27 protein-coding genes and 1 riboswitch are annotated in these 21,717 nt (G+C 65.6%); of the genes, 20 read left to right on the forward strand and 7 right to left on the reverse strand.

The window, feature by feature from the left end; genetic code table 11:
* Window positions 1-353 precede the first annotated feature (353 nt).
* The 4 genes from EPO41_RS01740 to EPO41_RS01755 all read left to right on the forward strand — a co-directional run bounded on the left by EPO41_RS01740 (window position 354) and on the right by EPO41_RS01755 (window position 4,416).
* Window positions 354-668, forward strand: a complete 315-nt coding sequence (locus tag EPO41_RS01740) for an NIPSNAP family protein (protein ID WP_296319607.1) — start codon at window positions 354-356, stop codon at window positions 666-668.
* Between the two features lie 16 nt (window positions 669-684).
* Complete coding sequence (locus tag EPO41_RS01745) at window positions 685-2,373, forward strand: thiamine pyrophosphate-binding protein (RefSeq protein WP_296319609.1); 1,689 nt, start codon at window positions 685-687, stop codon at window positions 2,371-2,373.
* A 70-nt stretch (window positions 2,374-2,443) separates the two neighbouring features.
* Window positions 2,444-2,520: riboswitch (SAM riboswitch) on the forward strand.
* 73 nt (window positions 2,521-2,593) lie between these two features.
* On the forward strand, window positions 2,594-3,805 hold the full coding sequence (metZ, locus tag EPO41_RS01750; RefSeq protein ID WP_296319611.1) for an O-succinylhomoserine sulfhydrylase: 1,212 nt from the start codon (window positions 2,594-2,596) through the stop codon (window positions 3,803-3,805).
* Window positions 3,805-4,416, forward strand: coding sequence for a TenA family protein (locus EPO41_RS01755; RefSeq protein ID WP_296319613.1), 612 nt, complete (start codon window positions 3,805-3,807; stop codon window positions 4,414-4,416). The genes metZ and EPO41_RS01755 overlap by 1 nt, the downstream gene beginning before the upstream one ends.
* Here EPO41_RS01755 and EPO41_RS01760 read toward each other — a convergent pair.
* Window positions 4,413-4,862 (reverse strand): MarR family winged helix-turn-helix transcriptional regulator, encoded by a 450-nt coding sequence (locus EPO41_RS01760; RefSeq protein WP_296319615.1) that lies wholly within the window; start codon window positions 4,860-4,862, stop codon window positions 4,413-4,415. The two genes, EPO41_RS01755 and EPO41_RS01760, sit on opposite strands and share 4 nt — an antisense overlap.
* Before the next feature lie 78 nt (window positions 4,863-4,940).
* Between EPO41_RS01760 and EPO41_RS01765 the strand changes: the two genes are divergently transcribed.
* The 16 genes from EPO41_RS01765 (at window position 4,941) to EPO41_RS01840 (ending at window position 15,734) form a co-directional block, all read left to right on the forward strand.
* Complete coding sequence (locus tag EPO41_RS01765) at window positions 4,941-5,414, forward strand: PaaI family thioesterase (protein ID WP_296319617.1); 474 nt, start codon at window positions 4,941-4,943, stop codon at window positions 5,412-5,414.
* 14 nt (window positions 5,415-5,428) lie between these two features.
* On the forward strand, window positions 5,429-6,337 hold the full coding sequence (locus tag EPO41_RS01770; RefSeq protein ID WP_296319619.1) for a cation diffusion facilitator family transporter: 909 nt from the start codon (window positions 5,429-5,431) through the stop codon (window positions 6,335-6,337).
* A gap of 60 nt (window positions 6,338-6,397) precedes the next feature.
* A complete protein-coding gene (gene apaG, locus EPO41_RS01775; RefSeq protein WP_296319622.1) occupies window positions 6,398-6,790 on the forward strand; it encodes a Co2+/Mg2+ efflux protein ApaG in 393 nt (130 codons plus the stop codon).
* Between the two features lie 26 nt (window positions 6,791-6,816).
* Entirely contained in the window at window positions 6,817-7,443 is a 627-nt protein-coding gene (folE, locus tag EPO41_RS01780; protein WP_296319624.1) for a GTP cyclohydrolase I FolE, read from the forward strand.
* Between the two features lie 52 nt (window positions 7,444-7,495).
* Window positions 7,496-8,665 (forward strand): acetylornithine deacetylase, encoded by a 1,170-nt coding sequence (gene argE, locus EPO41_RS01785; RefSeq protein WP_296319626.1) that lies wholly within the window; start codon window positions 7,496-7,498, stop codon window positions 8,663-8,665.
* A gap of 105 nt (window positions 8,666-8,770) precedes the next feature.
* Complete coding sequence (locus tag EPO41_RS01790) at window positions 8,771-9,178, forward strand: hypothetical protein (protein WP_296319628.1); 408 nt, start codon at window positions 8,771-8,773, stop codon at window positions 9,176-9,178.
* A gap of 190 nt (window positions 9,179-9,368) precedes the next feature.
* Window positions 9,369-9,824, forward strand: coding sequence for a hypothetical protein (locus EPO41_RS01795; protein WP_296319630.1), 456 nt, complete (start codon window positions 9,369-9,371; stop codon window positions 9,822-9,824).
* 22 nt (window positions 9,825-9,846) lie between these two features.
* The gene (locus tag EPO41_RS01800) at window positions 9,847-10,149 is read left to right on the forward strand and encodes a hypothetical protein (protein ID WP_296319632.1); all 303 of its coding nucleotides are present in this window, start codon (window positions 9,847-9,849) and stop codon (window positions 10,147-10,149) included.
* Window positions 10,146-10,946, forward strand: coding sequence for a YkgJ family cysteine cluster protein (locus EPO41_RS01805; protein WP_296319634.1), 801 nt, complete (start codon window positions 10,146-10,148; stop codon window positions 10,944-10,946). The genes EPO41_RS01800 and EPO41_RS01805 overlap by 4 nt, the downstream gene beginning before the upstream one ends.
* Window positions 10,930-11,817, forward strand: a complete 888-nt coding sequence (locus tag EPO41_RS01810) for a 2-dehydro-3-deoxygalactonokinase (RefSeq protein WP_296319635.1) — start codon at window positions 10,930-10,932, stop codon at window positions 11,815-11,817. Before EPO41_RS01805 ends, EPO41_RS01810 begins: the two co-directional genes overlap by 17 nt.
* Complete coding sequence (locus tag EPO41_RS01815) at window positions 11,814-12,440, forward strand: 2-dehydro-3-deoxy-6-phosphogalactonate aldolase (RefSeq protein ID WP_296319637.1); 627 nt, start codon at window positions 11,814-11,816, stop codon at window positions 12,438-12,440. The genes EPO41_RS01810 and EPO41_RS01815 overlap by 4 nt, the downstream gene beginning before the upstream one ends.
* Window positions 12,441-12,461: 21 nt before the next feature.
* Window positions 12,462-13,652 carry a mandelate racemase/muconate lactonizing enzyme family protein gene (locus EPO41_RS01820; protein WP_296319640.1) on the forward strand — a complete coding sequence of 397 codons (1,191 nt, stop codon included), beginning with the start codon at window positions 12,462-12,464 and terminating at the stop codon, window positions 13,650-13,652.
* Between the two features lie 40 nt (window positions 13,653-13,692).
* Window positions 13,693-13,989, forward strand: coding sequence for a hypothetical protein (locus tag EPO41_RS01825; RefSeq protein WP_296319642.1), 297 nt, complete (start codon window positions 13,693-13,695; stop codon window positions 13,987-13,989).
* Between the two features lie 116 nt (window positions 13,990-14,105).
* Window positions 14,106-14,696: a PadR family transcriptional regulator gene (locus tag EPO41_RS01830; RefSeq protein ID WP_296319644.1), complete on the forward strand. Its 591-nt coding sequence runs from the start codon at window positions 14,106-14,108 to the stop codon at window positions 14,694-14,696.
* Window positions 14,693-15,013 carry a DUF2218 domain-containing protein gene (locus tag EPO41_RS01835; protein WP_296319645.1) on the forward strand — a complete coding sequence of 107 codons (321 nt, stop codon included), beginning with the start codon at window positions 14,693-14,695 and terminating at the stop codon, window positions 15,011-15,013. Before EPO41_RS01830 ends, EPO41_RS01835 begins: the two co-directional genes overlap by 4 nt.
* A 67-nt stretch (window positions 15,014-15,080) precedes the next feature.
* The gene (locus tag EPO41_RS01840) at window positions 15,081-15,734 is read left to right on the forward strand and encodes a heme-binding beta-barrel domain-containing protein (RefSeq protein WP_296319647.1); all 654 of its coding nucleotides are present in this window, start codon (window positions 15,081-15,083) and stop codon (window positions 15,732-15,734) included.
* Between the two features lie 7 nt (window positions 15,735-15,741).
* Here EPO41_RS01840 and EPO41_RS01845 read toward each other — a convergent pair whose 3' ends face one another.
* From EPO41_RS01845 to EPO41_RS01870, 6 genes are all read right to left on the reverse strand, one after another.
* Window positions 15,742-17,229 (reverse strand): ABC transporter substrate-binding protein, encoded by a 1,488-nt coding sequence (locus EPO41_RS01845; RefSeq protein ID WP_296319649.1) that lies wholly within the window; start codon window positions 17,227-17,229, stop codon window positions 15,742-15,744.
* Window positions 17,230-17,324: 95 nt separating this feature from the next.
* Complete coding sequence (locus EPO41_RS01850; RefSeq protein WP_296319651.1) at window positions 17,325-18,164, reverse strand: NADPH-dependent oxidoreductase; 840 nt, start codon at window positions 18,162-18,164, stop codon at window positions 17,325-17,327.
* Window positions 18,164-19,408, reverse strand: coding sequence for an MFS transporter (locus EPO41_RS01855; protein WP_296319652.1), 1,245 nt, complete (start codon window positions 19,406-19,408; stop codon window positions 18,164-18,166). Before EPO41_RS01855 ends, EPO41_RS01850 begins: the two co-directional genes overlap by 1 nt.
* On the reverse strand, window positions 19,392-20,234 hold the full coding sequence (locus EPO41_RS01860) for a fumarylacetoacetate hydrolase family protein (protein WP_296319655.1): 843 nt from the start codon (window positions 20,232-20,234) through the stop codon (window positions 19,392-19,394). Before EPO41_RS01860 ends, EPO41_RS01855 begins: the two co-directional genes overlap by 17 nt.
* 11 nt (window positions 20,235-20,245) lie before the next feature.
* Window positions 20,246-20,992, reverse strand: coding sequence for an aspartate/glutamate racemase family protein (locus tag EPO41_RS01865; RefSeq protein WP_296320044.1), 747 nt, complete (start codon window positions 20,990-20,992; stop codon window positions 20,246-20,248).
* Between the two features lie 2 nt (window positions 20,993-20,994).
* Entirely contained in the window at window positions 20,995-21,714 is a 720-nt protein-coding gene (locus EPO41_RS01870) for a DNA-3-methyladenine glycosylase I (protein WP_296319657.1), read from the reverse strand.
* Window positions 21,715-21,717: the final 3 nt, after the last annotated feature.

The following is a 21,717-nucleotide window of genomic DNA, read 5'->3' on the forward strand; positions in this document are numbered from 1 at the left end:
CTTCAGACAGACGCTCAGACGTGACCGAATAGGGCAGGTTGCCCACAAACAATTTGCGACTCATTCAAGGCTCTGGGCTAGAGGAAGGATCGAGCGGAGTCCGGCGCGCGCTTGCTGGACGGATGCGTCCAAGCGTTTCGATGACCTTTGACAGATGACCAAGTAGCTCACGGGAAGACGTTGACCGGTATCGCGCTCCGCGACTGTGGGCCGAGACTCGTGATGATGCTCGTCGGCTAGTGTCGCAATGCAGCACTTATGCGCTGAATCAACGCTTGAGTCCACCTCGTCGCAGGGTTGAGGCATAACGAATCGCGGCACACAATCGCCACTGAATCGGGAGGGATTGCGAAATGATCGTCGACCATCGAACCTACGAACTCCAGCCGGGACGCCTGCGCGACTTCCTCGCGCTCTACGAAAAGGAAGGCCTGCCCGTCCAGTTGAAGCATCTCGGCAATCTCGTCGGCTACTACACGACCGAGATCGGCAACGTGAACGAGATCGTTCACATCTGGGGCTACGCCGACCTCGCGGATCGCACGAAGCGTCGCGCGGCGATGGCTGCCGATCCTGCGTGGCAGGCTTATTTGCAGAAGAGCCGAGAATATATGAAGACCATGAACAACAAGATATTGGTGCCCACCACCTTCTCACCCACGAAGTAAGGGAAAGACGTCCAACATGGCTACCGCATACCCGCGCCGCAGCGGCGCGCAGGTTCTGATCGACCAACTGCGTATCCACGGCACCGACACGATCTTCGGTGTGCCCGGTGAAAGCTACCTGGCCGCCCTCGACGCGCTTTACGCCCAACGCAATTCCATCCGCTATGTGATCTGCCGCCAGGAAGGCGGCGCCTCCTACATGGCGGAGGCCTACGGCAAGCTGACCGGCAAGCCCGGCGTCTGTTTCGTCACGCGCGGGCCCGGCGCCACCAATGCCAGCGTCGGAATGCATACCGGCTTCCAGGATTCGACGCCCATGATTCTGCTGGTCGGGCAGGTTGCGCGCGAACAGGCCGAGCGCGAGGCGTTCCAGGAAATCGACTACCGGCGCATGTACGGCCAGATGGCCAAGTGGGTGACCCAGATCGAGGACGCCCGCCGCATCCCCGAGATCGTGAGCCAGGCCTTCCATCGCGCCATGAACGGCAGGCCCGGTCCGGTGGTCATCGCCCTGCCGGAGGACATGCTGGTCGACGAGGTCGAGGTCGCCGATGCCGGCCCCTACAAGGTCGCGCGCGGCGCGCCGGCGCCCGAGGACATGGCGACATTCCGCGAACTGCTCGCCGCGGCGAAGCAGCCGCTCGTCATCCTGGGCGGTGGCGGCTGGGACGCCAAGGCCTGCGCCGACATCAAGGCGTTCGTCGAGGCCAACCACCTGCCGGTGACGACGGCGTTCCGAAATCAGGACCTGATCGACAACCGTCACGACAATTTCGTCGGTGATCTCGGTCTTGGCGTGAACCCGCCGCTCGGCAAGCGCATCAAGGAGAGCGACCTCATCATCGCGATCGGTCCACGCCTCGGCGAGGCCACCACCGGCGGCTACACCATGTTCGACCTGCCGGTGCCGGCGCAGAAGATGGTGCACGTGCATGCGGGCGCCGAGGAGCTGGGCCGCGTCTATCAGGCGACCCTGCCGATCAACTCGGGCATGGCGCAGTTCGCGGCGGCCGCGAAGGCGATGAAGCCGGTCGATGTGTCCGCGTGGAAGGCGGGTGTCGCGGCCGCGCGCGCAGACTATCTGAAGAACATCGAGCCGACGCCACAGCCGGGCTCGGCGAATCTCGCGGAGATCGTGGGCTGGCTGAACAAGCGCCTGCCCGATGACGTCATCGTCACCAACGGCGCGGGCAACTATGCGGGCTTCGTGCACCGTTTCTTCCAGTATCGCGGCTTCCGCACCCAGCTCGCGCCGACCAACGGTTCGATGGGCTACGGCGTCCCGTCGGCGGTGGCGGCCAAGATCGCCGCGCCCGGCCGCACCGTCGTGTCGTTCAGCGGTGACGGCTGCTTCCTGATGAACGGGCAGGAGTTCGCGACCGCCGTCCAGCACGGGGCGAATGTCGTGTTCATCGTGGTCGACAACGGCATGTACGGCACGATCCGCATGCACCAGGAGCGCGAGTATCCGACGCGCGTCCACGGCACCGAGCTGAAGAACCCCGACTTCGCGGCCTATGCCCGCGCCTTCGGCGGTCACGGCGAGACGGTCGAGCGCACGGCGGACTTCGAGGCGGCCTTCGAACGAGCCCTCGGCGCCGGCAAGCCCTCGATCATCCATGTGAAGACGGACGCGGAGGCGATCACCTCGCGGATCACCATGAGCAAGCTCCGAGAGCAGGCGCTGGCCAAGCAGAAGCACTAGGCGCAGGCACGCGAAAGACCGGGCGCAAGTCCTGTAGACGGGCTTGCGTCCGGCCGTTGCCGCCTTTATAGAGGCGGTCCGTGGAGATTTGAGCCGACCGGCTTGCGACCACGTTAAACATCGCTAAAAGGTCGGAGGTGCCCGCAAAGCCCCCGTCCTTCCAGGTCGGGGGCTTTTCGTTTGCGCAGCTGGACGGCGCGCGGCGAGACAGGAGAGTGAGATGGACGGTTCGATTCCGGCGAAGAAGGCGCAAGCCGACGTTTCGAAATGGCGTACCCAGACCCGCGCGGTGCGCGGCGGCCAGATCCGCAGCAACTTCGACGAGACGTCCGAAGCGCTGTTCCTGACCTCGGGTTATGCCTATTCCAGCGCGGAGGAGGCCGAAGCCACCTTCAAGGGCGAGAGCAACCACTACCAGTATTCGCGCTTCGGCAATCCGACCGTCACCATGTTCGAGAACCGGCTCGCTGCGCTGGAGGGCGCCGAGGCCTGCCGTGCCACCTCGACCGGCATGTCGGCGGTGTTCTTCGCGCTGCTGGCGCTGCTCAAGTCGGGCGACCGCATCGTCGCTGCGCGCCAGCTGTTCGGCTCCTGCCACTACATCGTGGCCGACCTGCTGCCGAAGTACGGCATCCAGAGCGAGCTGGTCGACGGCGGCGATCTCGCGCAGTGGGAGAAGGCGCTCTCCAAGCCGACGCAGGCGGTGCTTTTCGAATCGCCGTCCAACCCGATGCTCGACATCGTCGACGTGAAGGCAGTGTGCGATCTCGCCCACAAGGCCGGCGCCAAGGTCGTGCTCGACAATGCCTTCGCCACGCCGATCCTGCAGCGGCCGCTCGAGTTCGGCGCCGACGTTGTGGTCCACTCCGCCACCAAGTACATCGACGGCCAGGGCCGCACCCTGGGCGGCGCCGTGCTGGGCTCGAAGGAGTTCATCCTCGACAAGCTGCAGCCGATCATCCGCAACACCGGCCCGTCGCTCAGCCCGTTCAATGCCTGGGTTCTGGTAAAGGGCCTGGAGACGCTCGGCCTGCGTGTCGAGCGCCATTGCGCCAATGCCCGTCGCATCGCCGACGCGCTGGCCGCGCATCCGGCGATCGGCCGCGTGCTCTATCCCGGCCGTCCCGACCATCCGCAGCATGCCCTGGCGGCGAAGCAGATGTCCGACTTCGGCGGCGTCGTGGCGTTCGACGTCAAGGCCGGCAAGCAGGCCGCGTTCGCGGCGTTGAACCGCCTGCAACTCGTCGACATCTCCAACAATCTCGGCGACGCCAAGAGCCTCGTCACCCATCCGGCGACCACGACGCACATGCGCATCGGCGCCGAGGAGCGCGCGAAGCTCGGCATCACCGACGGCACAATCCGCATCTCGGTCGGCCTCGAGGATGCCGAGGACATCATCGCCGACCTCATGCAGGCGCTGGGGGGCTGATGCCGCTTTCCGCCGACCTGTGGGCGGCGAATTCGGACCTCGCCTCGCGCATCCTGTCGCACGGTTTCGTGCGCGGGCTGCGTGACGGCTCGCTGCCGATCGAGTGCTTCAAGGGCTATGTCGCGCAGGACGCCTATTTCCTCGAGGCCTTCGCGCGCGCCTATGCCTTCTGCCTCGCCAATTCGCGCGCGCGCGAGGACCAGTACGGATTCGCCGGCCTGATTGCGGGCGTGCTGCAGGAGCTGAAGCTGCACAGGGGCTACGCCGAGCGCTGGCGGGTCGACCTCGAAGGAGTGGCCCCCATCGAGGCGACTCGCGCCTATGTCGACTTCCTTCTCGAGACGGCGCGGCGCGGCAATCTCGGCGAGACGATCGCCGCGATGACGCCGTGCATGCGGCTCTATGCATTCCTCGGCCGTTCGCTGGCGGCCAACAGCGTGGCCAAGCTCTATTCGGAGTGGGTGAAGACTTACGCCGATCCGGGTTTTGAGGCGCTGGCCGCCCAGCTCGAAGCCCTGCTCGATCTCCATGCCGAGGATAGCGAAGCGGTGCGCTCCAACTACCGCCGCGCCATGGAACTCGAACTCGGCTTCTTTGCCGCCCACGTCTAGAGCGGCGCCAGTTTCTCCATCGAGCGGTCGAGGGCGCCGTGCAGGTCGGCGGTCAGCTTCGTGCCCATCGCCGTGCGCACCTCCTGCTCGGCCTCGGCCCACAGCGGCAGTGCGCGCTTGAACAGGGCTCGGCCTGCCGGCGTCGCGACCAACTCGTGCCGGCGCTTGTCGCCCGCGGCGGCGCGCTCGATCACGCCCGACGTCAGCAGCGGCCGCAGGTTGCGGGTCAGGGTCGTCCTGTCCGTCGCGAGAAGTTCGGACAGTTCGCTGATGCTGACGGGGCCGCGCGAGATCACGTAACCCAGCAGCGAGAATTGCGAGATGCGCAGGCCAGTCGGCGCCAGGTGCCGGCTGTAGATCTGGGTGACGCGCCGCGCCGCGCTGCGCACGCGAAAGCAGGTGCACTCGGCGGGCGACAGGCGGACCGCAGGAAAATCGGCTGTCATGGGAGGGAGATTATCGCCGCTCCTTGCGCCGGCAAAGCCTGAATGTGTATATGCACATAAGATCTGATGGAGACGGGCATGGCTGCAGAAGCGGGATTTGGCGTGGTGCCGATCGAGCAGGCGCGCACGCTGGACGGGCTGGATCTCTTCAAGGGCCTGCTGGAGGGACGCTATCCGGCGCCGCCGATCTCCCGGGCCTTGGGCTTCAATCTGCTGGAAGTCGAAGCCGGGCGCGTTCTGTTCGGCTATACGCCGGTCTTCGACCATTACAACCCGCTGGGCACGGTCCATGGCGGCATCGCGGCCACCTTGCTCGACTCGGTGATGGGTTGCTGCATCCACACGATGCTGAAGGCCGGCAGCGGCTACACCACCGTCGAGATCAAGGTGAACTATGTGCGCGCGATGACCGACAGGACCGGTCCCGTTCGCGCCGAGGGCAAGGTCATCAATGTCGGCTCCCGCATCGCGACGTCCGAGGGCCGCCTGACCGACGCTTCCGGCAAGCTGCTTGCCCATGGCACCACGACCTGCCTGATCTTCCCGATTTAGCCTAGTCTGTCGGCATGCAGAATGCGGCCGCCGAACAAAGGCTCCTGAAACTTTCCATTGCCGTCACCATCGGGGTGTCGGCCTTCGGCGTGCTGTTCGGCCTGCTGTCGGGGTCGATGTCGATCCTGTTCGACGGCGTGTTTGCCGCTATCGATGCCGCGATGTCGGGTCTGGCGCTGTTCGTGTCGCGCCTCGTCACCCGCGTCACCGAGAACCGGCGCTTCCAGTTCGGCTACTGGCACATCGAGCCGATGGTGCTGGCCTTCAACGGCGGCACGCTGATGCTGCTCTGCTTCTATGCCTTCCTGAACGCGGTCGACAGCTTGCTGGCCGGCGGCCGGCAGCTCGACTTCGACTGGGCTTTGGCCTACGCCGTTCTGGTCTGCGTCGCCTGTTTCGGCATGTACTTCTACGAGCGGCATCTCAATCGCCGGATCGGCTCCGATTTCGTGCGGCTCGATACCCAGAGCTGGCTGATGAGCGGAGCAATCACCTCGGCCCTGTTCGTGGCTTTCGCCATCGCCGGCATGCTGAAGGGGACGGCATACGAGTATCTTGCGCCGTACGTTGACCCGGCGGTGCTGGCGCTCCTGACGCTGGTCCTCGTCTTCGTGCCGATCCGCACGGTGCGCAAGGCGTTGCAGGAAATCCTTCTCATCACGCCGCCGGCTCTCGACGCGCGTGTCCGTGAGGTCATGGACGAAGCGGTCGTCCGGCACGGTTTCAACACCTACACCAGCTATGTCGCCAAGGTGGGGCGCGCCCAGTTCATCGAGATCCACATCGCCGTCCCGCCGCAAACCCCGATCGACAGTGTGGGAAAGGCCGATGCGATCCGGCGCGAGATTGCGGAGGCGATCGGCGGCGAGGGTCCACACCGCTGGCTGACGATCGACTTCACCGCCGACCCCAGGTGGCTGTAGACGGGTTTGACCTTTTGAACGGAAACTCCCATGTCAGTGGCAGAAGGAATTTGCGCGAGCATGTACAAAGCCACCACCCGTGCCATCCAGGTGACGGTCGAGCCGCAATATCTGCCCGACCAGTCGGAGCCCGAGAAGTCACAATATGTCTGGGCCTATACGGTGCGCATCCGGAACGGTGGCGATGTCGCGGTACAGTTGCGTAGCCGGCACTGGAAGATCACCGACGGCCTCGGCCGCCTCCAGGAGGTCAAGGGCCCCGGCGTCGTGGGCAAGACACCGTTGCTGCGTCCCGGCGAGGTGTTCGAGTACACTTCCGGTACGCCCCTCTCCACGCCATCCGGCATCATGGGCGGCACGTATCAGATGGTGGACGAGGCGGGGGTGAAGTTCGACATCGAGATTCCGACCTTTTCGCTCGATGCGCCGACGGCGCAGCGCAGCCTCAACTAGGTCGCGCCGATCATGGGAGAAAGACGATGAACAAGATGGCGAAGCCGCGCGAAATCGTTTCGCTCGCCACCGGCCTGCCCCGGCCCTCGCGCGAGGAGGCCGAGGCAGCCGTCCGCACGCTGATTCGCTGGGCCGGTGACGATCCCGGCCGCGAGGGGCTGGCCGGCACGCCTGACCGCGTCGTGCGCTCCTACGAGGAGTTCTTCGCGGGCTACGACCAGGACCCGCGCGACATGCTGCAACGGACCTTCGAGGAGGTCGAGGGCTACGACGAGGTCGTTGCCCTGCGCGACATCCGGCTGGAATCGCACTGCGAGCATCACATGGTGCCGATCATCGGCCGGGTCCATGTCGGCTATCTGCCGGACAAGCGCGTGGTGGGCATCAGCAAGCTCGCCCGTGTGGTCGATGCCTATGCCCTTCGCCTGCAGATCCAGGAGAAGCTGACGGCGCAGATCGCCAACACGCTACAGGAAGTGCTGCAGCCGCGCGGTGTGGCTGTCGTGATCGAGGCGGCGCACCAGTGCATGACGACACGCGGCGTTCACAAATCCGATGTTACGATGGTCACCAGCCGCATGCTGGGTGCCTTCCGCGACAATGGCGAGACACGGCGCGAATTCCTGAGCATGATCGGGCGTACGTCGGTGTAGCGTCCGCCTCCTCCCTCGGGGAGAGGTCGGAATAGAGTGAACAAGGGACATCATGGCCGGAGAGAACGTCAATTCCATCGAAATGCTGCGCAGGCTCGTGGCGTTCGACACCACCTCGCGCAATTCCAACCTCGCCCTGATCGAATACGTGCAGGCCTATCTCAAGGGGCACGGCGTGTCGTCGAAGCTGGTGCCCAACGAGGACGGCTCGAAGGCCAATCTCTTCGCCTCCATCGGTCCGAACGTGCCGGGCGGCGTCGTCCTGTCGGGCCATACCGATGTCGTGCCGGTCGATGGCCAGCCCTGGGTCACCGATCCATGGACGCTCACGCTGAAGGACGACAAGTATTACGGCCGCGGCACCTGCGACATGAAGGCGTTCTACGCCATCGGCCTCGCCATGCTGCCGGAGTTCCTGAAGGCGCCGCTCAAGAAGCCGATCCACTTCGCCCTCTCCTATGACGAGGAGATCGGCTGCTTCGGCGCGCATTCGCTGGCCGCCCGCATGGCGACCGAGGTGCCGAAGCCGCGCGTCATCATCATCGGCGAGCCGACCATGATGACCGTGGTGCACGCCCACAAGGGCAGCCAGAGCTACGTTACCAAGTTCACCGGCTTCGAGGCCCATTCCTCGATGACCCATCTCGGTGTCAGCGCCATCCACTTCGCCGGCGAATTCATCCACTATCTCAACACCGTGCAGGAGGAACTCGAGGCCGCTGCGCCGAAGGACAGCGAGTTCATGCCCGCCGCGGCGACCTTCAACGTCGGCACCGTCATCGGCGGCACCGCCGGCAACATCCTGGCGCGCGAATGCGAGGTCCTGTGGGGCTATCGCGAGCTGCCGACGCGGCCGATCGAGGAGCTGGGCGAGCGTGCCAAGAAGTGGCTGAAGGACGAGCTGCTGCCGAAGATGAAAGCCAAGCATCCGGCGGCCGCCATCGAGACCGAGCTGCGCGCCTCGACTCCCGCCTTTTCGCCCGAAGGCAACGACGACGCGAAAGCGCTGGCGGGCAGCTGGTCCGGCTCCAACACGGTCGGCGCGGTGGTCTATGCGACCGAAGCCGGCATCTTCCGCAAGGTGCTGGGCGTGCCGACGGTCGTGTGCGGTCCAGGCGACATCGCCCAGGCGCACCAGCCCAACGAATTCATCCTCGCCTCGCAGATCGATGCCGGCGAGGCATTCATGAAGCGCATGCTGGAGTGGTCCTGCCGGGACTGACGGGTCCGGCACTGCGACCGCAAGTTGTCATTGCGTCTTCGAAATGGCTAGATTACCCGCCGCATCGGCATGCGCGCGATGCGGGGGTAGTCCATCGTTTCCGCGTTGAAAGAGGCTGTCGCGGCCTTCGGCAAGAGCACCACGGCCAAGCCTTCCAACGTCGCCGTCGATGGCGCTCCCGAGGACCAGCTGCGCGGGCCGTTCGAAGTCCTCATCGCCGAACTCGCGCTCGTTGCAGGCTTTCCAGCCGGTGCCGTCGGCCTCGTCGGTGAGACGAGCCTCGCCGAGGATCGCACCCGTCCCGACTACGCCGTCACGATGCGGAATGCGCTCGTCGGCTTCATCGAGGTCAAGGCGCCGGGCAAACGGTCAGGCGACATCGTCCGCCTCGAAGGCGATGTCGAAAGCTCCGGCGACATGATCGAGACCGTGGTCCCGCAGATGACGCGCTGGCTGCCGGAGGAGGAGGCCGAGCTGATCCGGAAAGCGTTCGGCCAGGCGCTGGCGGTCTGACTCCTGGGAGTTCAGCCGCGAGAGGCATTGTCGCCGATCAGCAGGTGCTCGCTATCGCTCGTGCAATCGTTCGCCGCTCGTCGGACTGCGTGTTGACGGCATGAAAGCGCCGCGATTTGGACTAACAAAGCACTCACGATGTATGCGATTATCATGCTCTCGCGATGCTTCGCGGGAGGAGCGGGGAGCGATGCTGCCGAGGATTCGGGCCGTGTTATCGGGTGTGGCGATGCTCGCTCTGCCGACGGGGACGGCTGAAGCACAGGCACCGAACCCGCAGATACTGGGCTTCCAGGCCGGTTGCTTCATCCGGCACGGCAACGCTTACAACATCATCGTCAAGGTTGGGCCGAACACGGCGAGCTACCGATTCATCTTCACCAACGTCGCTAACCAGCAGGTCGCGCACGACCAGGTGATCGGCCTCCTCCATGCTGGCGAGGAGATACCCTTCAAGCTGCCCAATCCGGGGACCTATTCCTTCACCGTCAAGTATCCGCCGAACATCACCAATCAGACGGCGGCGACGGCGGCATCCAACCTCACCGTCAAGCCGGTGATGGTGGCGACGGCCAATGGTCAGAAGGTCTGTCGCGAGGCCATGACGCTGGAATCGCCATCGGGGCAGAAGCCGGCTACCCGTTAATCGCCCACGAGGAGAGAGCAGCATGCGCAAGGAACTCGGTCTAATCGTGATGGGAGCGGTCGCCTTCGACCTGGGTACGGTCGTCGTGCCGGCACAGGCGGCGGACGCGATCTTTCTGAAGATCGACGGTCTTTCCGGTGAATCCAACTACCACAAGTTCAACCCCAGCGATGCCAAGGCGGCCAACAGCTGCGTCGCCGGCAAGGGGACTTTGGTCGAGTATAAGGGCGACAAGTACTGCCGCACCGACAAAGCCGGGGCATCCACCGCGTTGCCTTCGTCGGCCGGCCCGGCAACCGCCCTGCCGCAGACCCAGCGGCGTTGAGCGAAGCAACGCTGCAGCTCGTGGCAGGCGATCCGGCACGCCACGCGCTGGTCGTCGGGCGGGTTGTGCTGGTCCTGGGCGGGGAGCCGGTCACGGTCGAAATGGCCGTGCCTCCCGACTTGGTCGGCTTCGAGGACATACTGCCGATCCTCCGCGGGGTGACCGATTTCGTCGTCGATCGGGGCGTCGAGGAGGCGCAAGCGGCGGGGCGTACCGTTTCCTGCCGAGCGGGCTGCGGGGCCTGTTGTCGCCAGCTCGTGCCGATCTCGCAAGCCGAGGCGCGCGCGCTCGCCGCGCTGATCGCCGCCATGCCCAAGCCGCGGCGCGACGAAATTCGCCGCCGCTTCGATGCCGCATTGCAAGCGCTTCAGGCCTGCGGCTTGACCGCAGAGATCGATGCCGCAAGACAGGATGTCAGTGAGTCGACCGTCGACCTCGGCATGCGCTACTTCCGGCAAGGGGTCGCCTGTCCCTTTCTCGAGGACGAGGCGTGCTCGATCCATCCCGACAGGCCGCTCAGTTGCCGGCAATATCTCGTGACGTCGCCCGCGGCCAATTGTGCATCGCCGACGGCCAACACCATCGAGATGGTCGCGCTGCCGGCACGCCCTTCGCGGGCGTTGCTGCTGGCCGACAGTGAAGATGCGGGCGTGTCCTGGATGCCGCTTGTCTATGCCCTGCGATACGTCGAGCAGGTCCCTTCACGGGTGCCTGCTCGGACGGCTCCCGATATACTGCGTGACGTCTTCTCGCGCTTTCAGAGCGCCGACCATACCGACCGTGGGCGAAGTGAATGAAGTGCCGTTGATCGCCGTCGACTGGGGCACGAGCTCGCTGCGCGGTGCCCGCCTCGACGAGGCGGGCCGCGTGCTCGAGGAGAAGAGCGCGCCGCTCGGAATCCTCAACGTGCCCCACGGCGATTTTGCCGGCGTCTTCGACTCGCTGTTCGCCGACTGGATGAAGCCAGCCGGCAGCGTCTGCCTGATCTCCGGCATGGCCGGCAGCCGGCAGGGTTGGGTCGAGGCACCCTATGCCGCCTGTCCGGCTGGACCCGAAGAGCTGAAGCGGTATCTCCACTGGATCGAACCGGGGCGGATCGCGCTGGTGCCTGGGCTCAGTGTCGAGCAGGGCGAGGTGCCCGACGTGATGCGCGGCGAGGAGGTCCAGATCTTCGGGACGATGCGGCTGGCCGGCCTCACCGACGGGCTGTTCGTGTTGCCCGGCACGCACAGCAAATGGGCCACGGTGCGGGACGGGCGGGTCACGGGCTTCCGGACCTGCATGACCGGCGAGTTCTACGGTCTGCTCAGCCAGCATTCGATCCTCGCGCGGACCCTCCAGGCCGATGCGCCGCTCGACGAGGCGATGTTCCTGCGCGGCCTGGCACGCGCCGGCGAAGGGGAAGGGCTCCTGCACACCGCCTTCGGTGTCCGGGCACTCGCTTTGTTCGACCGTCTGTCGCTGGCGGAGTCGGCCAGCTATCTCTCTGGCCTGCTGATTGGCGAGGAGCTTCGCAGCCAGGAATTGCCGGCCGGCCGCGAGGTCATCCTCATCGGCGCACCGGCGCTGACGGCCCGCTATGCTCTGGCCCTTGGAGCGAAGGGCGCCAGGGTGCGCAGCTTCGGCGCCGAGGCGACATGGGCAGGCTTGAGGGCTTTGCGGGGATGACCACCGTCGACAGGTTCAGGGAAGCGATGCGCGAACTTCCGCTCGTCGCCATCCTGCGAGGATTGAAGCCCGAAGAGGCGCCCGTGATCGGAGACGTGCTCGTCGAGGCGGGCTTTCGGCTGATCGAAGTGCCGCTCAACTCGCCGCAACCGCTCGACAGTATCGCTGCGCTGCGCAGGCGCTTCCCTGGCGCCGTGGTCGGCGCGGGCACGGTCCTGACGGCCGCCGAGGTTCGGGATGTGGCTTCGGCGGGCGGCGAGCTGGTCGTCGCGCCGAACTTCGATCGCGAAGTCGTCGAGGAGACGGTGCGGCTCGGCATGGCGAGCCTGCCCGGTATCATGACGCCCACGGAAGCCTTCGCGGCCCTGAAGACGGGCGCTCACGGATTGAAGCTGTTTCCCGCCGAGCTGGTGTCGCCTGCGGTGGTGAAGGCGTTGCTGGCGGTTCTGCCAAAAGGCACGCCTTTGATACCGGTCGGTGGAATCGGGGCGGACAATCTCGATGCTTGGCGTGTGGCCGGCGCGGCGGGCTTCGGTCTCGGTTCGTCGCTCTACAAGCCAGGCGACGACGCGGCGACGGTTAGGGCCAAGGCGGCTGCCATCGTGTCAGCATGGCGCAAATAAACAAAGAAACTGGAGAGGAACATGAAGATCAAGAGCTACGAGATTTTCCGCTGCGACGCCGGCTGGCGTCTCTTCTCGTTCCTGAAGCTAGTGACCGACACCGGTCCGGTCGGCTGGTCGGAATACAATGAGAGCTTCGGCAGCCCCGGCCTCTCGGGCGTCATCGAGGCCCTGATGCCGAGCGTGATCGGAATCGACCCGATGGACATCGAGCTGGTGAATGCCGTGCTGGCCACCAAGTCGACGCAGTCGCGCGGTGGCGTGGTGCGGCAGGCAATTGCCGCCATCGAGAACGCGCTGCTCGACATCAAGGGCAAGGCTCTGGGCGTGCCGGTCTATCAACTGTTCGGTGGCAAGCTGCGCGACCGCATTCCCGTCTACTGGTCGCATTGCGGTTCGTACCGCATGCGCAATCCCGATCTCTGCGGCACGCCGGCGGTGCGCTCCTACGACGACATGGCGCGGACGGGCGAGGAGGTGCGCAAGAAGGGCTTCACCGCCTGCAAGACCAACATCGCCATGGAGGTCGACGGCAAGCTGCGCGCCTATCGTCCGGGCTTCGTCGTCGGCAAGGGCTTCCCCGAGCGTAACTGGGACGCCTTCATCGCGCGCAGCGCTGCAAAGACCGTCGAGGCGTTCCGCGCCGGTGTCGGTCCCGATGTCGGCATCATGCTCGACACCAACTTCCATTTCCGGACGGAGGGCTTCAAGCGCATCGCCGAGGCCGTCGGACCGACCGGCCTCACCTGGCTCGAACTCGACATCCACGACCCGAAGTCGATCGCGAAGATCCGCGAACACGCGCCGTGTCCCATTGCTTCGGGCGAGACCCTGTTGGAGCGCCGCGACTTCCGCCCGTACCTCGAGGCCTATGCCTTCGACACGGCCATCGTCGACGTGATCTGGAACGGTTTCGCCGAGTCGCTGAAGATCGCCTCGATGGCCGATGTCTACGAGGTGAACGTAGCGCCGCACAATTTCTACGGCCATCTCGCCAGCGCCATTTCGGCGCATTTCTGTGCCGCCGTGCCGAACTTCCGCATCATGGAGATCGACATCGACGGCGTGCCGTGGCGCGACGAGATCGTAGACAATCCACCGCTCTTCGAGAACGGCGACTACATCCTGCCGAAGGGACCCGGATGGGGTGTCGAGCCCGACGAAGCGGCGATGGGCCGGCATCCGCCCAGGACTTACGTGGTTGCGCAGTAGAGGGCCGTCGCGCGATGTTGCGGCTTGAGGGGAGATAATCATGGTTCGCACGATCTACGGTATGGCGCTCGGTCTGGCTCTGATCGCGACTTCAGCGGAAGCCCAGGTCTATTGCCGCGCGGAAGGTGTGCCGCGTGGCTGTGTCTGGGCACCGGCCGCCCATCCCGGCGCGGGCGCACCTGGGGTCGGCGTGACCCCGGGAGTCGGTGCGGGCGCGCCCGGCGTCGGCGTGGCGCCCGGCGTCGGTGTGGGCGCGCCGGGAGCCGGCGTGACTAGGGACGCCGTGGATGGGCCTGCAAACGGCGGTGGTCCGGTCAATCGTGCCGGGCGCCGCTAAGGGGCTGATTTTAAATAGAGATTGAGATTGTAACGGAAAAAGACTCCGTCGGGCCTTGAATTTAAGAACGACAAAGATATATCTAAAATATGTTTAATCATATCAAAGACCGATCCATGAGAACGTTCCATCATCACCATCATCGAAACGAAGAGGCCCACCGGCACCATTTCGGCCGGCGAAGCCATGGTCGGCCGGGCCACGGCTGGCACGGCGATTCGGACGAAGGCCGAGGCGGGCGTGGCCGCCGGCGGGTCTTCGACTCGGGCGAGCTGCGTCTCGTCCTGCTCAAGCTGATCGCCGACGAACCGCGGCACGGGTACGAACTCATTCGCGCCATCGAGGAGCTGACCGGCGGGCGCTACGTGCCGAGTCCGGGCATGGTCTATCCGACGCTGACCCTGCTCGACGAGATGGGCCATATCGCCGAAACCAAGTCGGAAAAGGCCCGCAAGGCCTTTGCGGTCACACCGGACGGCACCACCCATCTGGTCGAGCGCAAGGCCGAAGTCGACGCGCTGTTCGCGCGGCTGGCGGAGCTCGCCAGCCTGCAGGAGCGCACCGACTCGGCGCCCGTGCGCCGGGCCATGGGCAATCTTCGCGAGGCGTTGATCAATCGCCTGAGCCGCGATGGCGTGCAAAAGCAGACGGTCTACGACGCGGCCGCCATCATCGACGAAGCTGCGCAGAAGATCGAACGCCTATGAACATCGCCAGCACCGCGCGCGTGCCGACCGCCAACGGCAGCCGCTACCTCCAGCAGCTCTGCAAGCACTGGAGCCACAATCTCGAGGTCGAGTTCACGCCGGAGACGGGCAGGGTGGTGTTCCCGCGCAACGCCCGCGGCGCCGACTGGCCCGGCGATGCGACGCTCCTGCTGGAGGCGCATGCCGACGCCCTGGAATGTCGCCTCGAGGCGAGCGTGGAAGGACAGCTCGAGGCGCTGAAGGGCGCCGTCTCGCGCCACCTCGATCGTTTTGCCTTCCGCGAGGCGCCGCTCGCCTTCGACTGGCACGATGCGTGACAAGCCGCGCGCTTGTTAACGCAGGGGCGGACTTGCACATTCCGCACGAGTGCAGCCCGAGGACCCCATGTCGACCATTCCTGAAGACGTCTTTACCGAGCCCGAGGATTTTTCGCCGGATACGCTGGCCAACCTGGGGCCGCTGGCCCGCCTGGCCGGCGAATGGGAGTCCGACAAGGGGATCGACATCGCGCCCAAGGCGGCGGGCCCCGAGCAGCGCAACTTCCGCGAACATATCCGGATGGAGCCGATCGACCCGCAGCCCAACGGTCCGCAGCTGCTCTACGGGCTGCGCTACCACATCCATATCAACACCGACGAGGAAGCCATCACCTTCCATGACCAGGTGGGCTACTGGCTGTGGGAGCCGGCCACCGGCATGATCATGCAATCGATCGCGATTCCGCGTGGGCAGGTCGTGCTGGCGGGCGGGACGGCGAAGCCGGACGACAAGACGATTTCCGTGGAAGCCAAACGCGGCGACACGCGCTTCGGCATCTGCTCGACCACCTTCCTCGAGCAGGCGTTCCGCACCGACTACTACCGCATCGACATCACGTTCAACGATGACGGCAGCTGGACCTACGTGACACGCACCGACCTTGCGGTGCGCGGCAAGACGCCGGCCTTCGACCATCGCGACACGAACACGCTGCGGCGCGTCGCGGCGCCGGCCCAGAACCCGATGGTGGACCGGCTGAAGAGCGGCAAGTTCGACTGACCGGCGGCTATTTCAGTTTCAGGCCGACCACGCGCAGCAGCCCGTCCGGCACCGGCCGGAACCCTTCGAGCCGGACCGTATGGGTCGCCAGATTCTGCGGGTGGTACAGGTAGAAGATCCAGCCTTTGTCGAGGAAGCGCTCGGTGACCTTGCGATAGATCGCCTTGCGCGCCTCCAGTTCGGTCGCGGCCCGCGCTTCCTGGTGCCAGCCGTCCAGTTCCTTGTCGCAGTACTTCCCCATGTTCTGCGGCGCGCCGCAGGTCTGGAAGACCACTGAATTGCCGTCGGGATCGCTGCGGCCGCTCCACGTCAGTGCATAGACCTGGAAGTCGCCATCCTCGCCGGCCTTCAGCGCGGTCGCCACCTCGACGACGCGCAGCTTCAGGTCGAAGCCCGCCTCGGCGACCAGCGACTGCACGACCTCGGCGATGGCGCGCGACTCCGGCGCGTTGTTGACCATGTAGTCGAGGGTCAGCTTGCCGGTGATGCCGGCCTCCTTCATCAGCGCCTTCGCCTTGGCGATGTCGCGCTTGGGGATCGGAAAATCCTTCTGATAGTACGGGCTCTGCGGGCTGACCCACTGGTTGCCCGGCACGAACTCGCCGTTGAACACGACCTGGTTGATGGCGTCGCGATCGAGCGCCAGTTCGAAGGCGCGCCGCACCCTGGGGTCCTTTCCCAGCGGATTGTTCGACTTCGGTCCATTGTCCTGGTTGATCATCAGGCCGAACCAGGCGAGCGACACCGAGTTGGCGAGCTTGAGTTTGGGATCGGCGCGCACGGTCGGGATGTCGGTTGCGAGGATGCGCTCGGTGAGGTCGATGCCGCCGGAGCGGAGATTGGCCAGGCGCACGGTCGTATCGACGATCGGCAGGTAGGTGATCCTGTCGATGAAGACCTGGTCCTTGTTCCAGTAGTCGGCGAATTTCTCGACGACGATGCGGTCCTGCTGGACCCTCTCCACGAACTTGTAGGGGCCGGCGCAGACTGGCTTCAGGCCGAACTTGTCGCCCGCCGCTTCTGCCGCCTTGGGCGAAACCATCATGCCCGACCGGTCGGTGAGCTGCGCCAGCAGCGGCGAGAAGGGTTGCTTCAGGTTGAGTTTGACGGTCAGCGGGTCGACCACGTCGACGCTCTCGACGATGCCGATCTCGGGTTTGCGGAACGAGCCCTTCAGGGTGAGGTGGCGCTCGAGGCTGTACTTGGCCGCCGCCGCGTCGAACGGCTCGCCGTCATGGAACTTCACGCCGGGCCGCAGCTTGATGAGGACGGTCTTGCCGTCGGCCGAAGTCTCATGACCGAGCGCAAGCTGGGGCACGATCGCCAGCTTCTCGTCGATGTCGAACAGCTTGTCGCAGATCGAGGCGAAGACGATGCGGCCGGTATAGGTGCGCGACAGGCTGGGATCGAGCACATCGGGATCGTCGCCGATCCCGATCCTGAGATGCCCCTGTGCCGAGGCGGTACTCGCTGCCGCACAGAAAGCGACTGCCATGAGAAAACGATGAGCCGTCCGCCGCATGTTGCCTCCGTCCTGACCGTCCCGGCACTCCAGCACGCGGCGTGCCATGAGGCCGAGCGAAGCTCGGCCTACCGCACCTCGAAACCCATCTTCGCCAGCGCGGCGCGCAGGGTTTCGCGGCCGTTCATCGCCTTGATCGGGCCGAGGCGATTCAGAACCCGCTGTGTCCAGGTCGCGGCCTGCAGCTCATGGCGGGCCGAGAACTTGCTCATCTCGGCGTCATAGGCGGCGCGCAGAGCCTCTTCCTTGCTCGCGTCGTAGCGCTCGGTGTGCAGCACGACCGACTGCGGCAGGCGGGGCTTCACCTCGCCTTCGCCCTTTTCGGTCGCGTAGCCGACGCAGAGGCCGAACACCACCACGGCCTGCGGCGGCAGGCCCAGCAGCTCGGCAACGCGGATGGGATCGTTGCGCATGGCGCCGATATAGACGGTGCGCAGACCCATCGATTCCGCGGCGACCACCGCGTTCTGGGCCGCCAGCGCCGCGTCGATCGAGGCAACCATGAACGTCTCGAGCCAGGGCATGGTCTCGAATGGCGTCTTCGTCGCGTTCGAGATGCGCTGGTTGCGCGACATGTCGGCGATCCAGGCGATGAACAGCGGGCACTGCTCGATATGCTTCTGGCCGCCGGCGACTTCGGCCAGCACCTTCTTCTTGGCGGGATCGGTCACGGCGACGGCCGACCACCACTGCATGTTGGAGCTGGTGGCGGCCGACTGAGCGGCGGCGATCATGCTTTCGAGCGCGCCGGTCGGCACGGGATCGGGCTTGTAGCTGCGCACCGAGCGATGGTCGAGCATCGTGGCGATGGTCTCGTTCCATGGTCCGGCTGCGGGCAGGACATCGGCGCCGTAACGGCGGGCGAGGGCTTCCGTCTTGGGAGAAGTGGCGGGCGTCAGGGAATCCATCAGGCAATGCTCTCGGGTTTGCGGCGGGTGATCGCCGTCACCAGCGCCAGGAAAATGAAGCCAGTGACGATCATGAAGATGGCGCGCGGCTCGCCATGGTCCATCAGGAAGCCATAGAGCAGCGGGGCGACCATGCCGCCCAGGTTGAAGCCGGTGCTGACGAAGCCGAACACCTTGCCGAACGAGCCGGGCGGCGTGACGGCGCGCACCATCATGTCGCGCGACGGCTGGATGATGCCATTGAGCAGGCCGCCCGCCGACATGACGCCGATCAGCAGAGCGGCGGGCATGTTCACCCAGGCCATCAGGATCGCCATGGTCGAGGTGCAGGCGAAGCCGACGGCCGCCACGCGCTCATGGTGCGGCGTGCGGTCGGCGATGATGCCGCCCAGCAGCACGCCGCCGGCGCTGAACAGCAGGAAGCCCGACAGCGCGATGCTGGCGATGTCGGCAGGCGTTCCGTGGATCTTCGCCATGCCGACGATGGTGTAGGTCTGGATGCCGCCATTGGCCATGGCGAGGCAGAAGAAGAACAGCAGGTTGCGCAGGATCGGTGCGCTCAGCAGCAGGTCGAGGCCGACCTTCTGCTCGCTCTTCGCGGGTGCCTGACCGGGCTTGTGCGAGATGCGCGGCAGGATGCTGCCGGCTACGATCAACACGAAGGCGGTCGCGATCGACAGACCGGCCACGACCAAGAAGGCGCCGCGCCAGCCCCACATCGCCGCGCAGGCCAGCGCCAGGGCCGGCGTGACGCCCGAGCCGAGATAGCCTGCGAAGGTATGGATCGAGAAGGCCTTGCCGATCCGCTTGTGATCGATGGTGGCCGAGAGGATCGAATAGTCGGCCGGGTGATAGACGGTGTTGGCAAGCCCGAGGAAGCCGTAGGCAATGACGAAGAACCAGTAGCCCGGCAGAAGCGCGGCCGCCGTGACCGCGAGGCCGCCGAGGACGAGGCCGCCGGTCAGCATGGCGCGCGGGCCGACCCTGTCGACCAGGAAACCGGCCGGCGTCTGCAGCAGGGCCGAGGCGGCGTTGAAGGCCGTCAGCGCCAGGCCGATCTCGACATAGCCGACGCCGAAAGCCTCCTTCACCTCGCCGAACAGAGGCGGCAGCAGCATGATGTGCACGTGGCTCACAAAATGCGCCACGGCGATCAGCGCGATCACCTTGAATTCGCGGGCCTTCTTCGCATCGGTGCCGGCGTCGCTGGCCGGCAGGTCGAAAGAGCTACTCGTCGATGACATTGACGCCCAAGGTCCCTATGCGTGAGATCTCGACTTCCAGCCTGTCGCCCGCCTTCATCCAGAGTGGCGGTTTGCGGCCGGCGCCGACGCCGTCGGGCGTGCCGGTCGCGATGATGTCGCCGGGCTCGAGCCAGGTCACGGTCGAGAGATATTCGATGATGGTCGCGACATCGAAGATCATGTGATCGGTCGTGTCGTGCTGCACCACGGTGCCGTTCAGCCGCGTCGTCAGTTCCAGCCGCTGCGGATTGGCGATCGTATCCGCCGTGACCATCCACGGACCCAGCGGCCCGGTCGCGGGGAAGTTCTTGCCGGCGAACACCGAATGCTTCTGGAAGTCGCGCACGCTGCCGTCGATGAAACAGGTGTAGCCCGCGATCACGGAGAGGGCGCGGGCGCGCGGGACGTGCCGGCAGCGTTCGCCGATCACGATGGCGAGTTCACCCTCGTAGTCGAAGTGGGTCGAGGCGCGCGGCCGCACGATGTCGCCGCCATGGCGCACCAGCGTGTTGTGGAGGCGCAAAAAGGCACTGGGGACCGTCGGCATCTGGCGTCCGACCTCGCCGACATGGCTCGCATAGTTGAGGCCGACGCAGAGGATCTTGCCGGGATCGGGAATGACCGGCAGCAACTCGACATCTTCCAGCTTGAGATCGGCTGGCGCACCCGTTGCCGCCGCAGCGAGTTCGCCGAGCGCCTTCGCGGCGATGACGTCACGCAGGCCGGACCAGCGCCCGCTGGTGCGTGAAGACAAGTCGACGACGCCGCCCTCGACGGCCGCGCCGAATTTGTTCGCGCCCGCATGGCGAAAGCTGACCAACCGCATGGGGATCGACCCTAGGGCGATTGCAGCAGCTTCGAAAGACCTTTGGAGAGTTTGATGCTGTCGACGGCGCCCGGCTTCGCAAGTGCACCATTCCTGGCTTTCGCCGGCTGTTGCAGCGCCAGGCCTTCGGCCATTGAGATGGCGCAGGCGACGCCGTCGAGAAGAGGGGCGTCGACCATCGGCTTCAGCTTCGCTGCAAGGCCGGCCAGGCCCGCGCCACCCAGGATGACGACGTCGGCGCCGTCCTCCTCGACGCAGGCAGAGCAGCCTTTTGCCAGCAATTCCATGGCGGCCTTGGGGTTACGGGCGATGTCGGCGCCGGTCGGCGCCACGGTGCGCACGGAGGCGAGGCGAGAGGTGAGTCCGTGGCCTGCTACGAACTCTTCCAGCATCGACTTCCAGCGCTCGCCGCCGGTGACGATGGAGAACCGATTCCCCATGGCGCAGGCTTGCAGGATCGACGCATCAGCCATGCCCACGACCGGCACCGGGCTGACCTCTTTCAGCGCCGCAAGGCCGGGATCGCCGAAGCAGGCCAGCACGACCGCATCCTTCGGGCCGCGATCGTTGGCATAGGCGTCGAGCGCGGCATGGCTCGCGATGGCGTAGGCCGCGCGCGAGGCGATGTATCGAGGGCCGAAGGAACCGGTGAGGGCCCGCAGGCGCGTGCCCTTGGAGGCGAAACCTTTCGCCGTCCTGAGGACGAGATCGGTGATCGATTTCGTCGTGTTGGGATTGATCAGCAGGATATTCGTCATGGTCACGTCCGCATGTTTTCCGCGAGGCGCGCGGCATCGTGATTCTCGCCGATCGACATCGAGCAGATTCGCGAGATGTGGGTGAGCGGCAGGCCGCTTTCCCTGGCCCACTCATTGATCTGCGCCTGGGCGAGCCTCTGGTCCTTCTTGTATGTGCCTTTCTCGCTGATCGGTACGCCGGCATCCCGCAGGCACATCATGAGATCGCCGGTCAGGATGAAGGAATCGCGCCCGAGGAACCGCAGCAGGTACTGGCCTGAGAAGCCCCCCAGGCGGGAGCCGCGCGTGGCGAGGATTTCGAGCAGGCCGATCTGGTCGTCGGCCGGCCAGGCGGCGAGGAACTTGCCGAAGCTGCCATGCTCCGCCGCGATGTCGGTGACGAACTTCGCATTGTCGCGCACCGACCGGATACTGGCCGGGTTGCGCACGATGCGCGTGTCCTGTGTAAGTTTCTCCCAGAATTCGCTGGGCTGGAACAGGAGCCGCTTTGGATTGAAACCGAGGAACGCCTCCTCGAAGCCCGGCCACTTCTTGTCGATCACGCTCCAGACAAAGCCGGCGCAGAAGACACGCCGCGCCATCTCGGCCAGCACGCGGTCGTCTGTCAGCTTCGCCAAAGCCTTGTTGTCGCGTTTCTTCGGCAGCAGGGAGGCCAGCACCTTCTCGCCGCCCTTGCGCCTGGCGGCACGCGCCTGGATCGATTTGAATCTGACGCGCGCCACGGC

It is taken from the genome of Reyranella sp., assembly GCF_004297265.1.
GTDB lineage: Bacteria > Pseudomonadota > Alphaproteobacteria > Reyranellales > Reyranellaceae > Reyranella.